We start from the raw sequence: 14,845 nt of genomic DNA, 5'->3' as shown, positions 1-14,845 counted from the left end.
CTTACGCCCGGACGCCGCCCGGGCGGTCACCCGGGACGATCGCGGCCTGGTCGGGGTCGGGGTCGGGGTCGGGCGAGGCGAGGGCCGGGTCGGACCGGTGCGTCGCCTCCATCACCCGCGCCAGCTCGGCGACGAGAAGGGGATCGTCGATCCGGGTGCTACCCGTGATCACCACCTCGGTGTCGCCGCTGCGTACCGTGATCGACCGTGCCCTGGTCCGCTCGGTGTACGCGATGGCGACCTGGACGATCGCGCGCATGGTGGTGGCCGAGAAGAGGCCGCCCACCACCAACATTCCCAGCTCCCACGCCTCGGGTGACTTCCCCGGGCCGGAGGCGGGCGTCGTGGCGGGGGTGACGCGCACCCTCGGGAGGGTCCGCAGGTCGTCGGCGAACCCCTGGGTGAGGGCGTCGAGCCGCTCGGCGGTCAGCGGAAGCTCGGGTTCTACGACAATCGTCAGCTCCACCGTCGCCGCCCCTTCCGGTACCTGTTCGCTCACCCTCCACATTCAACACCAGGCGCGCACCTTGCTCGGCCCCTCGAACAGCCGGATCCCTCGGGGCCGGCCGACTCCGACGGCACTCTCCGGTCGGCGCCGACGCCGCCGGTCCGCCGCACACGCGGAGCGCCGAGCCTGCCGATCAGGAACCGGCGCGGGCGATATACCAATGGACATCTATAGACATGCCATCCTGTTAACGCTAACGTAGCCGACGACCGTCGATATCGGAGCGTAATCCGACCGTCACGAAGGGCCAGTCACTGCTGGTCCGGGCTGTGCGGTCGACATCGTTCGCGGCGTGGGGCGGGTGGAGCGTGGCCGGCACGGGACGGCCCGAGATCACCACCGGGCGACTCACGCCGAGGGCCGGACGATTCCAGGCCACGGCCATCTTCATCGATCACCGCCGCGTCCCGGGCAGGACCGCGGGCGGTGACCGGCAACCGTAACGCCGCGTGCAGAACCGTCCGGCCCGCCGACCACGCCGTCCCGGACGGCGCCCCGGCGCCGGACAGCCCCGGCGTCGCCGTACGCGGCCGCAGACCGGGCCACGTCCCGCCGTTCCCCCTGCTCAGAGTCCGGGCCCGAGCAGGGGGAACGGGACTGCCCCCGGCACATCGTCAGACTCCCACCGATGAGGAGAGCACGTGCGAATCGGACAACCCCGGCACCGGCGGTCGGCGCTCATCGCCGGCGCCGCCACCCTCGTGCTCGTCGGCGCCGCCCTCACCCAGACCGGCGCCGCGGCGGCCGCCGCCGGATGCCAGGTCACCTACTCGGTCAGCTCCCAGTGGCAGGACGGCTTCGGCGCCAACGTCACCGTCACCAACCTGGGCGACGCCGTCAACGGATGGCGACTGACCTGGAGCTTCACCGCCGGCCAGACCATCACCCAACTGTGGAACGGCAGCTTCACCCAGGCGGGCGGCGACGTCGCCGTCACCAATGCCCCCTACAACGCCGGCATTCCCACCAACGGCAGCACGAGCTTCGGTTTCAACGGCAGTTGGACCGGCAGCAACCCGGCACCGGCCTCCTTCGCCCTGAACGGCACCACCTGTACGGGAGTTGTGAACCCGACGACGCCGCCGCCCACCACCCCGCCGCCCACCACACCCCCGCCGACGACCCCGCCGCCCACCACACCCCCGCCGACGACCCCGCCGCCCACCACTCCCCCGCCGAGCACGACCCTGCCCTGCGACATCTACACGGCCGGTGGCACGCCCTGCGTCGCGGCGCACAGCACCACCCGCGCCCTGTACGCCTCCTACAACGGCTCGCTCTACCAGGTACGCCGTTCCTCGGACAACAGCACCAGGAACATCGGGGTGCTCAGCACCGGAGGACGGGCCAACTCCGCCACCCAGGACAGCTTCTGCGCGAACACCACGTGCGTCATCACTGTCATCTACGACCAGTCCGGGCGGGGCAACAACCTCGGCTACCAGGGCGCGGGGGGCATCGGGGGCGCCGTGCAGCCCGCGGTCGCGACCCGGGAGTCGTTGACGGTGGGCGGCAACAAGGTCTACTCGCTCTACATCAACGGCAACAGCAGCTACTGGCGCGACGGGCACCTGACCGGCATCCCGACCGGGGCCGCGCCGGAGGGCATGTACCTGGTGACCAGCGGAACCCACGTCAACAGCGGCTGCTGCTTCGACTACGGCAACAGCGAGACCACCCGTCGGGCCGACGGCCGGGGCACGATGGACGCCATCTACTTCGGCACGAGCTGCTGGTTCGGCGGCTGCTCCGGCAGCGGCCCCTGGGTGCAGGCCGACCTGGAGTGGGGCCTGTTCCCGGGCGGCAGCAGCTCGTGGAACCCGAACCAGCGGCCCTTCACCAGCAAGTTCGTCACCGCGACGCTGAAGAACAACGGCACGACGCGCTTCGCCATCAAGGGCAGCAACGCCCAGTCCGGCAACCTCTACACGCTCTGGGACGGCTCGCTGCCCTCGGGCTACAACCCGATGAGGAAGCAGGGCGCCATCATCCTGGGCAGTGGCGGTGACTGCTGCATCGACAACTCCAACCAGAGCGTCGGAACCTTCTACGAGGGCGCGATGGTGGCCGGCTACCCGTCCGACGCGACCGAGAACGCGGTGCAGGCGAACATCGTCGCCGCCGGCTACCGCTGAACCCAGCGGCCGCGACCAGGTCCGCTACGCCGCGTGGCCCGGCTCGGGAACGATCCCGAGCCGGGCCACGCGCGCGTGTCAGGCCGTGCGCCGCGAACGCGCCACCATCGACGAGATGGGGTACGTCCTCAGCTTCGCGTCCACTTCTGGCTGTTGCTGCCGTTGCAGGTGGCGAGGACCACCTGGGTGCCGTTGGCCGTACCGGCCGCGTTCGGCGAGAGGCACAGGCCGGACTGCACCCCGGTGATCGAGCCGTCGGTGTTGACGTTCCACTGCTGGTTGGCGCCACTGTTGCAGTCCCAGATGATCACCCGGGTGCCCGAGGTCGTCCCGGCGCTCTCGGCGTCCAGGCACTTCGAGCCGTACACCTGGAGTTGTTTGCCGGAGGTCGACGACCACTGCTGGTTGGCGCCCGCGTTGCAGTCCCACAACGCCACCTGGGTGCCGTTCGTCTGCGACTGCGACGGGACGTCCAGGCACCGACCGGCGCCGGTGTTGCGCAGCGCCGCCGTCGTGCCGCCGCCCGCACCGGCGACGACCTTCAGGTTGTCGAACTGCGCGGTCTGGCCCTGGCTGGTCCCGAGACCGACCAGGCCCGCGGAGTACGCGGAGTCGGTGGCCGTGCCGACCGTCGCGCCGTCGACGGTGGCGGTGATGGTGCTGCCGGAGAAGCCGAGAGCGAGGGTGTGCCAACGGTTGGTGCCCAGGGCGGCGACGCTGCCACTGCGCAGGGTGGTGAGCTGGTTGTTGGTGCTGTTGCGCAGGATCGACCAGGCCCCGCCGTCGGTGACGCGCAGGAAGTAGGCGTTCTGGGCGCTGACCGGGTCCAGGGTCTGGCTGCCGACACGCCCCTCCAGCTGGACGTAGCCGGACTTCTCGAGCATGACGTCGGCGGAGACGGTGTAGTTGTTCCAGTTCAGGTTGCCGCCGTACGTGCTGGGGTCGGCAAGGGTCTTCCAGGTGATCGGCGCCATCGGGGACGCCTGGCGCAGGCACATGCCCGTCCGTCCGCCGCCGCACGTCGCCGTCTCGAACGCGCCCTGGTTGTCCTGCAGGTACTTCGCCAGCTTGCCGGCCGGGTAGCTCTCGAAGTTGTCGCTGTACGGCAGAGCGAGCTGGCCCTGTGACGGGCTGGTCGCGGTGCCCTTGCCGGCGCCGGTCGTGGTGGTGATGGTGTAGATGCGGCCGGGCTGCACGGTGAGCGAGTACGCGCCGCCGGACGGGGTGATGTCGGCGCCGCGCACGAAGTGCTCGGCGGTGTTTGAGGAGTTCAGGTTGGTCGACCAGACGTGCACCGCCGACGTGGACAGGCCGCCTGTGACGTTGAGGTTCAACGTCTGCGCGGCGGTCGCGTCCATGGTCTCGATGACGGTGGTGTAGTCGGAGTTGTTCGTCGACTTCAGCGACACGTAGCTGCCGTTGTTACGGACGCCGCCGAGATAGCCGCTGGACGAGTCGAGGTACTTCCAGCCGGGCGCGGTGAACTGGGTGGTGTGCGCGAGGGTCCAGGTGTTCTTGCCGACGGCGTACCAGCCCGACCACGGCTGGTTGGCGAGCATCAGCCCGACGGTGGCCCAGGGGATGTTCGGGGTGACCGCGCCGATCAGGTTCCAGTTGATGTACGCGGTCATCTTCCCGTCGAGGTAGCCCCGGTTGATGCCCCGCGCCAGCGGCTTGGCGCCGTCGTTGTAGTCCTGCGAGCCGCCCTCGCTGTTCCAGAGCGTCTCGCCGGTGGCGGTCGCGTTCGCCGACACCGTGCAGGTCGACTGCGCCGCCAGGTAACCGCACGGGTAGTGGCCGCCGATGACGTCGATCGCGTTGCGCAGCGCGGCGTTGTTCACGGCCACGTTGGCCGGGTTCCAACTGCCCGGGTAGTCGTCTCCGAAGATGAGCTTGACGTTGCCGTAGCCGTTGTTGTTGAGCGCGCTGCGCAGGCTGATGGTCCAGTTCGCGTCGTACCTGCGCTCGTTCTGGGCGGCGGTGAGGTAGTCGATGGTCAGGTTGTGCTGCCGGGCGCAGCCCAGCCACGACAGGTGGTAGTCGATCGAGTCCTGGGACATGAAGTTGCCGTTGCCGATCCAACCCGGCGCGCCCCAGGCCAGCCCGACGAGTTTGATGTTCGGATTGCGGGCCTTGGCCTGCTCCATGATCCACCACTCGTAGCCGCGGTCGCAGTTCAGGTCGCCGCGGAAGTGGGAGTGGCTCGGCTCGGACCCGCTTGTGGAGTTGGTGTCGCCGCCGATCTCCACCTTGAGGATCTGCAGGGCGGCACCGTAACCGGGCTTGAACAGGTAGTCGAGGATCTGGCCGCGTTGGGGTTCGGGGTAGTCCATCAGCAGCCGGCTGTTGCCGCCGCCGCCGCTGACCGCGCCGACGCCGTCGAACGTACGGCCACCCGACGCCCCGTTGATCGTGATCGAGGTGGCGGCCTGTGCGGGGGTCGTGAGACCGCCCACCACGCCACTGGCGGCCAGCACACTGCCGACGACCAGGAGCGCGAGGGTTGAGGAACGGCGGATCAGACGTGTGATTCCTGGCATGTGAGGTCTCCTTGGAACAGGTCGGGGCACGGCGGGCCCCTGGTCACACCGCGCGCCGCCGTCTCGGTGGCGTCGCGGGTGGCGGACCGGGTGCGGTCCGCCACCCGCGTCGGGCGCGTCAGGTGCCCGCCGCGTGTGTCAGCTTGCGGTGCAGGTGGGGGTCAGGCCCGAGCCGCTGCCGGTGCCCTGGAAACCGAACTCGGCGACCTGGCCGGCGGCGAGCCGCCCGTTGTAGTCCACATTCGAGAAGCGCACGGCCCCGGTGCTGCCACTCGCCGTGGCGGACCAGGTGTTGGTGACGCTCGCGCCGCTCGGAAGCGTCATGCCGACCGCCCACCCGTTCGTGCCTGCGGAGCCGGCGGTCACCTTCACCGTGGCCACGAACCCGCCGTTCCACGAGTTCAACGACACCGAGGCCGAACACCCGCCCGGAATCGGCGGAGGGGTCGTCGGCGGCGGCGTCGTGGGCGGAGGAGTCGTCGGCGGGGCCGTGGTGGGCGGGGGCGTGGTCGGCGGCGTCGTGCCCTGGAACTGGGCGAAGAACTTCCAGACCTCACCCTTGGTCCAGGTGGTGATGCCACTCTCGGCGTACGTGCCGTCGACCGGGCCGGGCATGTGGCCGTTGTCGAAGGCCGCCCACTGGACGGGGTATCCGGCGCGGCAGCCGGAGTAGGTGGTGGTGATGTGACTCCGGCTCCCCGCAGCCGGTTCGCGCGGGCTCTGCGCCGTACACCCGTTGTTGCGCACGAAGGTGTCGCGCAGCGCGCGGCCCTGCGAGATGTTGAGGACGTTGTCGGTGATGCCGTGCAGGCCGAAGTAGGCGATGGGTTGCGTGCCGCCGCTACAGCCGCTGATCTGCGCGCCGCTGAAGACGGCCACGGCGCGGAAGGTGGTGGCGCGGGCACAGGCGAGCGCGTAGCTCATGCCGCCACCCCAGCTGAAGCCGAGGGCGAAGCGTTGGGTGGTGTCGACGCAGAGGTCGCCTTCGATGCGGCGGATCATGTCGTCGACGAAGGTGACGTCCTCGCCGCCGGCGTTGCCCCACCCGTTGCCGAAGCCCTGGGGTGCGACCAGGATGGCGGTGTCGTTCGACTGCTCGAGTTGGCCGTAGTAGGACCAGGGTCGTCCGCTGGTGCCTCCGGAGTCGACCTCGGTGGCGGTGCCGCCCCGCCAGTGGAACGCGAAGATCAACCGATACGGGTTGGTGTTGTTGTAGTTGCTGGGGATCCGCAGGATGTAGCTGCGGCTCTTGCCGTTGCTCTGGATCGTCTGCGTACCGCTGCGCAGCGTCGGGGCCTTGCCGCAGCCGGCGGTCGTAGCGGCGGTGCCCACATCCGCGACCGGGGTGGTGGCGCCGAGGCCACCATTGAGCGTGGTCGCGCCCGCTGCCACGACGAGCAGCGCCGCGAGCGCGATGGACCCGGAGGTGAACCGGTGTCTGAACATTGACCACTCCCTCTGTTGCGGTGGGTCAGTCGGTGGTGGGGGATGTCGCGCGGGAGGAGATCAGGACGGGTCATCCGCACGACGAACCACGCGGGCGCGCGACACCCACCGCGCGTCGCCGGCGGCTGCTGACAGGTCCTGATGCGACGTCCGCCTGCCCTGCGCAACGTCGTGCTCGCGAGGGTGGAACGAGCTGGCCCGCCCGGTGAGCCATGGACGCCGTTCGCCTCGCATCGACTGTGAGCGATAACATGCCGTTCGTCAAGTCGTAACGAATGACGTCTGACAACTCGCCACACAGAACGCCGAACGCGGCGCGACGCGCGAGTGGAGGGTCCTGTTATCGGTAACATGCGGAGCCGGCGGACCGGCCGCCGCGACGGGACCCGAGCGGTGATCCGACCAGGGTGAGCCCGCGCGGCGACGCCAACCGGCGGCAGGCATCATGTCGGCGTGAACTCAACCCTGGCCGCGCTGCTCGGCTCCGCTATCACCGCCTTCGCATCGCTGTTCGTGGTGTGGGTGCACAGTCGGATCAAGCGGCGGCAGCGGGAGCGGGCCGAGCTGCAGCGGGCGTACATCCTGGTTCTGTCCGGCGCGCTCCGCCTCGCCCACAAGGCCGAGGCGTTGCGGCAGACCAGGTACTGGCGATCGGGCCTGCCGGAGGCGGGTAACGACCTGCTCGGTGGGCACAAGCCGCTGGGGCCGATGGTGCTGCACGACTGGCTGGCCCGGGACATGGTCACCGTGGAGGCCGCCTGGTCGGAGATCTGGACGCGCGCGGACCAGGACGGCATCGCGCTGGCCAACGGGCTCATGACCGCGTTCAACGCGGTGCTGGCCGCCGCGCTGCAGGCCAGCGGAACGGAGCCGTTCGAGGCGTCCGACGAGATGACGATCGCCAGCCGCCGCCTCGGCGAGGCACGTCGGCAGCTCGCCCTGCACGCCCGCCGGGTCGCCAAACTGGGCCCGCGAGACGTCGACCTGTTCACCGAGCGCGAGTACGGAGTGCCGGTGGGCTGAGGGCTCGTCCGGTCGTCGCGGTCGGAACCACCACCCACCACGAGCGATCGGAGAGACGCCGCGTGGATGCCACGGCGTGGCCCGGGTGGCCGGAGCGCTACCGGGTGAGCCGCGCGTCCTCTGGGGCGTCGTGGGCCACCCCTGGCCCCTCTCGGGCGGGTCGCTCGGCGGGCGCGGGCAGGACCAGGTGGACGACCCCGAGCATCAGTGCCGCCGCCACACCGTCGAGCCAGTAGTGGTTGCCGGTGGCCACGACGACCAGCAGGGTGACGAGCGGATGGGCCAGCCACAGCCACCGGAGGCGCCCGCGGGTCACCGCGACGAGCGCGACGGCCACGGCCAGCGCCCACCCGACGTGCAGGGACGGCATGGCCGCGTACTGGTTGCTGAGGGTGTCGGTGTCTGGTGGGCCGTAGACGGTGGGCCCGAACCTGCGGCCGGTGTCCACCAGGCCGGTCAGCGCGGTGAGCCGGGGCGGCGCCAGCGGAACCAGAAGGTGCAGTGCCAGAGCCCCCGCGGTGAGACAGGCGAGCACGCGACGCGTCCACAGGTAGTGCGCCGGGTGCCGCAGGTACAGCCAGACGAGGGTGAGCACCGTCGCGGGGAAGTGCACGTACGCGTAGTAGCCGTTGGCCAGGTGCGCCACGAGGTCGTACACGAGCAGCGGATGCTGGACGGCGGACTCGTCGGGCAGGTGCAACAGCCGCTCCATGTGCCAGATCGACTCGCCGTTGGCCAGCGCGGCCGACACCCGGCCGGCCACGGCCATCCGCGCCACCTTGTAGAGGAGGAACAGCGTGGCGACGAGCAGCAGTTCGCGCGCCGCGCGGCGCGCCGGAGCGGCCCGCCGGCCGGGTGCCACCGGCCGCGGCACCGCCAGCTCGGCGATCTCCACAGGCGCCTCGATTCAGTCACTGTCGTCGGGTGGAGCGGGCCGCCACCGCGCAGGACGGTAGCGGCCCGCTGCGGTCGGACGTCAACGGCGGTCGGGGGCCCCCTTCGGCGCGGGGTCGATGGTGACCTGGTCGAACGCGGGCGCCCCGTCGACCGCGTCGGCGCCGACAGCCGTCGAGGTGGCGGCGTCCGGCAGGTCGAGGCTGGTCCGCAGGGTGACCGGCCTGAGCAGGAGCGCGGCGATGACGCCGACCACCCCGATCGCGGCGGAGATGAGGAAGATGTGTCCGGTGGCGTCACCGTACGCGGCCCGCACAATGTGCTGGATCCCGTCGGGCAGCGCGGTGATGTTGAGGTTGCTGTCTCCGCCGGCGCCGGAGGCGGGGATCCCGGCGGCGGTCAGGTCACGCGTGATCTGGTCGGTGACCCGGTGGGCGAGGACCGCGCCGAGCACCGAGACACCGATGGTGCCGCCGAGCGACCGGAAGAACGCGACGCTGGAACTGGCCGCACCGATGTCCTTGAGGGCCACCGTGTTCTGGACGGCGAGGACGAGGTTCTGCATGGTCATGCCGACGCCGGTGCCGACGATGAACATGGCGACGCCGACCAGGACGAGCGACGTCTCGTGGTCGATGGTGCCGAGCAGCGCGAACCCGGCGACCAGGATGATCGAACCGGCGACGATGTACGGCTTGATCCGTCCGGTCCTGGTGATCAGCCGGCCGGCGACGATCGAGGAGCCGAGGACACCGGCCATCATCGGGATGGTGAGCAGACCGGCCTCGGTCGGGCTGTAGCCGCGGCCGATCTGGAAGTACTGGCCGAGGAAGACCGCGCCGCCGAACATGGCCATGCCGACCGCGAGGCTGCCGAGGATGGCAAGCGCGGTGGTGTGCTGGCGCACGATGGCGAGCGGTACGACCGGCTCGGCCGCCCGCGACTCCACCCAGACCGCGAGGGCGAGCAGGAGCAGCGCGCCGCCCACCATGGCCACGGTCTGCCAGGACAACCACGCGAACGAGCCGTCGACGAAGGAGATCCAGATCAGCAGCACGCTGACGCCGGCGGCGATCAGGCCCGCACCCAGATAGTCGATCTTCACGTTCTCGCGCCGCAGCGTCGGCAGGTGCAGGGTCGCCTGCAACAGGATCAGCGCGATGACGGCGACCGGCACGCCCACGAAGAAGCACCAGCGCCAGCCCAGCCAGGACGTGTCGACGATGAGGCCGCCGAGCAGCGGGCCGCCGACGGTCGCGACCGCCATGACGCCGCCGAGGTAGCCGTTGTAGCGACCCCGCTCACGCGGCGGGATCATGGCGGCGATCGCCACCTGGACGAGGGCCTGCAGGCCACCGACCCCGATGCCCTGGAACGCGCGGGCGGCGATGAGCTGTCCTGCGCTCTGCGAGAAGCCGGCGATGACCGAGCCCAGCAGGAAGACCACGATGGCGACCTGGATGAGGAGCTTCTTGTTGAACAGGTCGGCCAGCTTGCCCCAGATCGGGGTGGTGGCGGTCGCGGTGAGCAGGGTCGCGGTGACGACCCAGGTGTACTGGTTCTGGGAGCCGTTCAACGAACCGATGATCTTGGGCAGCGCGGTCGAGACGACAGTGCTGCTCAACATGGCGACGAAGAGCACCAGCAGCAGACCGCTGAGCGCCTCGAGCGTCTGCCGATGGGTCATCGGCTCGGTGCCGGCCGTGGTGGTGGGTGCGCTCATCGCGCGGCCTCCAGCTTGTCGTGGTTTTCGAGGGCGACGTCGATCAGGCCTGCGCGGGTCTCACGGACCCGCGCATTCGCGCGCCTGAGTTGGTTGCCTCACGCAAGCATCTACCGATCTTGCTCAGTCGGCAAGTTTGCCCATTGAGAAGCCGGTCACTCGACGTACGCTGAGCGCGATGGACGAGATCACCGGCCTACGGGAGCGCAAGAAGGCGGCCACCCGCCTCGCCCTGCACGAGTCAGCCCTGCGCCTCGCCGCCGAACAGGGCCCCGACGGCGTGACGGTCGAGGCGATCGCCGACGCCGCGAACGTCTCCCGGCGGACGTTCTCGAACTACTTCTCCAGCAAGGAGGAGGCGCTCTTCCACGGCGACACGGTGCGCCTGCGCCGGCTGTTGCAGCTGGTCCACGAGCGGCCGGGCAGCGAGGCGCCGTGGACCGCGCTGAGCCAGGCTGCCGAACAGTTCACCAGGGAATCATCGGATGATCGTGACCACAGCTGGCTCACCCGACGCCGGCAGCTGCGCGGGCACCCCGGCCTGGCCGCGCACCAGGTGGCGGCGTACACGGCGATCGAGCGCGAGCTGGCCGCGGAGCTCGCCCACCGGCTCACCGGCACGGCGGTGGCGCTGCGCTCCCGGCTGCTGACCGCGACGTTCCTGGCCGCCCTGCGCGTCGCCATCCAGCACTGGATCGACCACCCGGGCCACGACCTGCTGGAGATCGTACGAACCGCGCTCGCCGAGGTCACTCCCCCGTCGGCCTGACCATCGACGAGTGTCCGATTCGACGCGGCGAGCACCGGCGGCCGCCACGCAACGACGAAAGGCCCCGTCGCGCCGGTCACCACTGCTCTGGGCGGTGGTGACCGGCGGACGAGGCCCGCCGTCGATGGGTCAGCGGTATCCGGCGCTCACCACGCTGGCCTGCACCGCGTTCTCCGTCGCGTCGGACGGGTAACCGGCGACCATGGCCCCCTCGTAGAACGTGCCGGCGCTCAGGTTCGCGCCGCCGTCGGGCTTGCAGCAGTCACCGCCACTGCCCAGGATGATCGCGCCCTGCTTCTTCATCGGGCTGTAGCCCGGCGGGAGCGAGCCGTCCCACAGCGTGTAGAGGCTGCCGGACTGGGCGTCGCTGCCCTTCATGGCGAAGCGCGACGTGCCGTTGTTCTTCAGCGTCGCCGTGACGAACTTGCTGGTGAACGCCCGCTGGTTCGGGTTCCACGAGCTGCTGCCACCGGGGAACAGGCCCCACTCCAGGTCGGCCTGCACCCAGGGGCCGCTGCCGGAGCAGCCGCCGAACCAGCACTGCTTGCCGAAGTTGATGGCGTCCATCGCGCCGGCCGCGTCGGCCTTGCGCGTCGTCTCGCTGTTGCCGTAGTCGAAGCAGCAGCCGCTGTTGACGTGGGTCCCGCTGGTCACCATGTACATGCCCTCGGGCGCCGCGCCGGTCGGCACGCCGGTCAGGTGCCCGTCGCGCCAGTAGCTGTTGCCAGGGTTGATGTAGAGCGAGTACGCCTTGGCGCCGCCCACCGTCAGGGACTCCGTGGTCGCGGTCGCCGGCCTGCTCTGCGGCGAGCCCGGAACCACGCTGGACCCCTGGTACCAGAGGTCGTTGCCGCGACCGGACTGGTCGAAGACGACGGTGATCACGCAGGTCGTGCCGGAGCAGAACGAGTCCTGCGTCGAGGCGTTGGCGGTGCCGCCCGTGCCGGTCAGCCCGATGTTGCGGGTCGTGTTGTCCGACGAGCGCCGGACCTGGTAGAGGTTGCCGGCGTACGTCGCGTAGAGCGCTCGCGTCGTGCTGTGGGCCGCCACGCACGGGGTGCCGCCCGAGGCGTAGATGTCGCACGGGCGCGCGCCGCTCGGCGGCGGGGTGGTCGGCGGGCCGGTGGTCGGCGGGCTCGTGGTCGGCGGGGTGGTCGGCGAGCCCCACTGCTGGTTGGCGCCGCCGTTACAGGCCCAGAGGATCAGCTTGGTGCCGTTCGCGGTGGCCGCGCCGTTGGCGTCGAGGCACAGCCCGGACTGCACGCCCGTGATGGTGCCGTTGCTGTTGACGTTCCACTGCTGGTTGGTCTGGCCGTTGCAGTCCCAGATGATCGCCGCGGTGCCGTTGGTGGTGCCTCGGCCGTTGGCGTCCAGGCACTTGTTGCCGTACACCGTGAGCTGCTTGCTCGACGTCCAGGTCCAGGTCTGACCGGCCGCGCCGTTGCAGTCCCACAGTTGGGTCTGGGTGCCGTTGGTGGTGCTGGAGTTGGGGACCTCGACGCAGCGACCGGACGGCGCGCCGACGATGGTGGTGCTCTGCCCCGCCACGATGGCGGCGGCCGCCATCGGCGCGGCGGCGGACGACCCGGCGCCGGCCGTCGCACCGACGCTGACGAGGACGAGAGCGCCGGCCAGGGCGCCGGCCAGGACGGCCAGGCGTGGGAGGCGACGTCTCGGAATGGGATCGCGGGCCAGGCCGGGCCCGGCGGGGGACGGGGTTCGCACGAGGTGGCTCCTCGGAGTCGTGGCAGCGCGTGGATGTGCCGACGCCGCAGGTGGTGGTGGCGGGGGCGGCCGAATCGATGCGCAGCAATCGTAGGATCAATTTTCGATGAGTGTCAATGCGAGCCCGCTCGGCGGGAGTCCGGCGGTGGCCGCCCGTGCCGGCGGCCACCGCCTGACCTCTTCCGCGCCGGCTACCGCCCCCAGATCCGCCAGGTCTGGTTCAGCGGGCTGCCCTGGCCGACCGGGTTGCAGGGCCACTGGAGGACCGTCGCGCGGGCCGCCGTGGAGACCCCGTTGACGTCGACACACTTGCCGCTGTGCCGGGCGACGAGCTGGTAGTCGTGCGAGTCGTTACCGGAGTAGGTCACCTTCCGGAGGGTGAACTGCTGGTAGGGCACGTCCTGGCAGGTCCTCTGGTCCACGGCGGCGCTGTTGGCGGTGGACCCGCCGCTGACGTCGAGGCACTTGCCGCTCTGCTGGTTGACCACGGTGTACGTGTTCGCCACGCCGGCGACCGGCTGGAAGTTCCAGAGCTGCTGGGCGCCGCCCTCGCAGTAGAACTGCTGCTGGACGTTACCGTCGGCGGTGCTCAGGCCGGTGTTGTCCAGGCACTGCTGGGAGTGCTGGGCCACCGCCACCGACTGGAAGCCCCCGTCGGAGGGCGGAAGCAGGGTCACCGTGTACGTGTCGTTCTGGTTGCCGTATCCCAGGTTCACCGCGGCGTTGTTGTTGGACAGGTTGACGACGCTGTTGGAGACCGTGACCGGGCCCTGCACCGCGCCGCCGTTGTTGTACGGGATGCGCTGCGTGAGCACCCGCACCTGGTTGTTCTGCACGACGCCACTCGTCGTGTCGAGGCGTTGCAGGTTGACGCTCAGGTTCCCGGTGGTGCGACCGCCACCGACCAGGACCTTCGCCACCCCGCTCGCCTTCGTGGCGTACGCGTCGTACGACTGGCTGCCGGTCACCGAGACGTTCTGGCCGGTCTGTGAGGCGTAGTAGCGGTAGGCCCACCACTCACCCTTGGGCTGGTGCTGGCCGGCGGAGTTGCGGGTCAACAGGTTGCCGAGGTCGTTGTGCAGGTTGCCGGCGCTGGCCCAGTTGGCCCGCAGACCGTCCGCGCCGGCCCGCTCCAGACGCGCGATGTACCAGGCGCCGTCGGCCGGGTTCTGCTCGTTGGACGCCCCGTACTCGTTGATCTGGTAGGGGCGGGGATGCGGGATGCCGCGCGGGTCGAGGGTGGCGTTGGCGGCGGCGACGTTGGCGACCGGGTCACCGGGCAACGAGTGCCAGCTGATGATGTCCGGCACCGTGTTCGTCGAGCGCACGAAGTCCAGGTACTGGTTCCAGAACGCGTGGTTTGTCGACGGCACGCAGGCGCAGCTCGGCCCGACGATGAGCTGGTTGGGGAACTCCGTCCGGAGGCGCTGGTAGGTGCGCCGCCAGAGCTCCAGGTACTGGGAGATCGGCCGGTTCCAGAAGATGGTGATGTTGGGTTCGTTCCAGATGTCCCACTGCACCGACAGGCCGGACGCCCGGACGTCGTTGATGACCCGGGTCAGGAAGTTGTCGTAGTCGGTCCAGTTGCCGTTGTCGCCGGGGAAGCGGGAGATGCCGGCGCCGTCGGCGCCCCACAGGTCGTGCGGCAGCAGGATGAACTGCCCGCCGAGGGCGACGGTCCGACGCGCCTGGGCGACTGTGGCGTTCCAGCGGCGATCGTAGTTTCCACCGACCCAGCCACTGCCGGGCAGCTGCGCGCCACCGGCGCGCATGTAGCGGAAGTTGACGTCGCGGTAGAAGTGGTCGGGCGGGCCACTGGCGTTCTCGGTCATGCCGTAGATCCAGCCGGCGGCACGGTAGGTCGGCGTGCCGGTGGTGGTGGAGAAGTTGACGCTTATCGACTCGTCGGCGGCCTGGGCCGGGGACGCGGCGACGGTGACGGCGGTGGTTGCGGCGAGCAGGCCGACGACGAGTCGGGCGACGAGCGCGTGGGCTCGTCCCGACCTGCTGCGGGACGGGGTTTTCACGGGCGGCTCCTTGGTGGGGCGCGGGGGACGCTCTCCGGAGGGCTGCGCTTGCGAA

10 protein-coding genes are annotated in these 14,845 nt (G+C 70.3%); 3 read left to right on the top strand and 7 right to left on the bottom strand.

All coding sequences use genetic code 11. From position 1 onward, the window contains the following. Nucleotide 1: 1 nt before the first annotated feature. Nucleotides 2–499 carry a hypothetical protein gene (locus tag MILUP08_RS10950; RefSeq protein WP_007457529.1) on the bottom strand — a complete coding sequence of 166 codons (498 nt, stop codon included), beginning with the start codon at nucleotides 497–499 and terminating at the stop codon, nucleotides 2–4. A 650-nt stretch (nucleotides 500–1,149) separates the two neighbouring features. On the opposite strand from MILUP08_RS10950, the gene MILUP08_RS10945 reads away from it, so the two are divergent. Continuing rightward, on the top strand, nucleotides 1,150–2,643 hold the full coding sequence (locus MILUP08_RS10945) for an arabinofuranosidase catalytic domain-containing protein (RefSeq protein WP_007457525.1): 1,494 nt from the start codon (nucleotides 1,150–1,152) through the stop codon (nucleotides 2,641–2,643). A gap of 128 nt (nucleotides 2,644–2,771) precedes the next feature. Here MILUP08_RS10945 and MILUP08_RS10940 read toward each other — a convergent pair whose 3' ends face one another. Both MILUP08_RS10940 and MILUP08_RS10935 read right to left on the bottom strand, forming a co-directional pair. Further along, nucleotides 2,772–5,183, bottom strand: coding sequence for a ricin-type beta-trefoil lectin domain protein (locus tag MILUP08_RS10940; protein ID WP_007457523.1), 2,412 nt, complete (start codon nucleotides 5,181–5,183; stop codon nucleotides 2,772–2,774). A gap of 138 nt (nucleotides 5,184–5,321) precedes the next feature. Then, nucleotides 5,322–6,629, bottom strand: coding sequence for a CE1 family esterase (locus MILUP08_RS10935; protein WP_007457522.1), 1,308 nt, complete (start codon nucleotides 6,627–6,629; stop codon nucleotides 5,322–5,324). 453 nt (nucleotides 6,630–7,082) lie between these two features. On the opposite strand from MILUP08_RS10935, the gene MILUP08_RS36615 reads away from it, so the two are divergent. Next, nucleotides 7,083–7,652 carry a hypothetical protein gene (locus tag MILUP08_RS36615; protein WP_007457520.1) on the top strand — a complete coding sequence of 190 codons (570 nt, stop codon included), beginning with the start codon at nucleotides 7,083–7,085 and terminating at the stop codon, nucleotides 7,650–7,652. Nucleotides 7,653–7,749: 97 nt separating this feature from the next. Here MILUP08_RS36615 and MILUP08_RS36610 read toward each other — a convergent pair whose 3' ends face one another. Together MILUP08_RS36610 and MILUP08_RS10920 are read right to left on the bottom strand one after the other, a co-directional pair. Further along, on the bottom strand, nucleotides 7,750–8,547 hold the full coding sequence (locus MILUP08_RS36610) for a phosphatase PAP2 family protein (RefSeq protein ID WP_007457517.1): 798 nt from the start codon (nucleotides 8,545–8,547) through the stop codon (nucleotides 7,750–7,752). 81 nt (nucleotides 8,548–8,628) lie between these two features. Next, nucleotides 8,629–10,269 carry an MDR family MFS transporter gene (locus MILUP08_RS10920; RefSeq protein WP_007457516.1) on the bottom strand — a complete coding sequence of 547 codons (1,641 nt, stop codon included), beginning with the start codon at nucleotides 10,267–10,269 and terminating at the stop codon, nucleotides 8,629–8,631. A 178-nt stretch (nucleotides 10,270–10,447) separates the two neighbouring features. On the opposite strand from MILUP08_RS10920, the gene MILUP08_RS10915 reads away from it, so the two are divergent. Next, a complete protein-coding gene (locus tag MILUP08_RS10915; protein WP_007457514.1) occupies nucleotides 10,448–11,038 on the top strand; it encodes a TetR/AcrR family transcriptional regulator in 591 nt (196 codons plus the stop codon). A gap of 129 nt (nucleotides 11,039–11,167) precedes the next feature. Here the strand turns inward: MILUP08_RS10915 and MILUP08_RS10910 are convergent, their stop codons facing one another. Together MILUP08_RS10910 and MILUP08_RS10905 are read right to left on the bottom strand one after the other, a co-directional pair. Further along, nucleotides 11,168–12,763, bottom strand: coding sequence for an arabinofuranosidase catalytic domain-containing protein (locus MILUP08_RS10910; protein ID WP_007457512.1), 1,596 nt, complete (start codon nucleotides 12,761–12,763; stop codon nucleotides 11,168–11,170). Nucleotides 12,764–12,954: 191 nt separating this feature from the next. After that, nucleotides 12,955–14,790 carry an RICIN domain-containing protein gene (locus MILUP08_RS10905; protein WP_007457510.1) on the bottom strand — a complete coding sequence of 612 codons (1,836 nt, stop codon included), beginning with the start codon at nucleotides 14,788–14,790 and terminating at the stop codon, nucleotides 12,955–12,957. Nucleotides 14,791–14,845: the final 55 nt, after the last annotated feature.

It is taken from the genome of Micromonospora lupini str. Lupac 08 (genome assembly GCF_000297395.2).
In the GTDB taxonomy this organism is placed as follows: domain Bacteria; phylum Actinomycetota; class Actinomycetes; order Mycobacteriales; family Micromonosporaceae; genus Micromonospora; species Micromonospora lupini.
Note: the sequence above shows the minus strand (reverse complement) of the source record. Positions and strands in the feature narration are given on the sequence as shown.

Bases quoted from the DNA above. Each gene is read 5' to 3' on its own strand.
- MILUP08_RS10940 (WP_007457523.1), bottom strand. From the start codon at position 5,183: ATGCCAGGAATCACACGTCTGATCCGCCGTTCCTCAACCCTCGCGCTC.
- MILUP08_RS10935 (WP_007457522.1), bottom strand. From the start codon at position 6,629: ATGTTCAGACACCGGTTCACCTCCGGGTCCATCGCGCTCGCGGCGCTG.
- MILUP08_RS10920 (WP_007457516.1), bottom strand. From the start codon at position 10,269: ATGAGCGCACCCACCACCACGGCCGGCACCGAGCCGATGACCCATCGG.
- MILUP08_RS10915 (WP_007457514.1), top strand. From the start codon at position 10,448: ATGGACGAGATCACCGGCCTACGGGAGCGCAAGAAGGCGGCCACCCGC.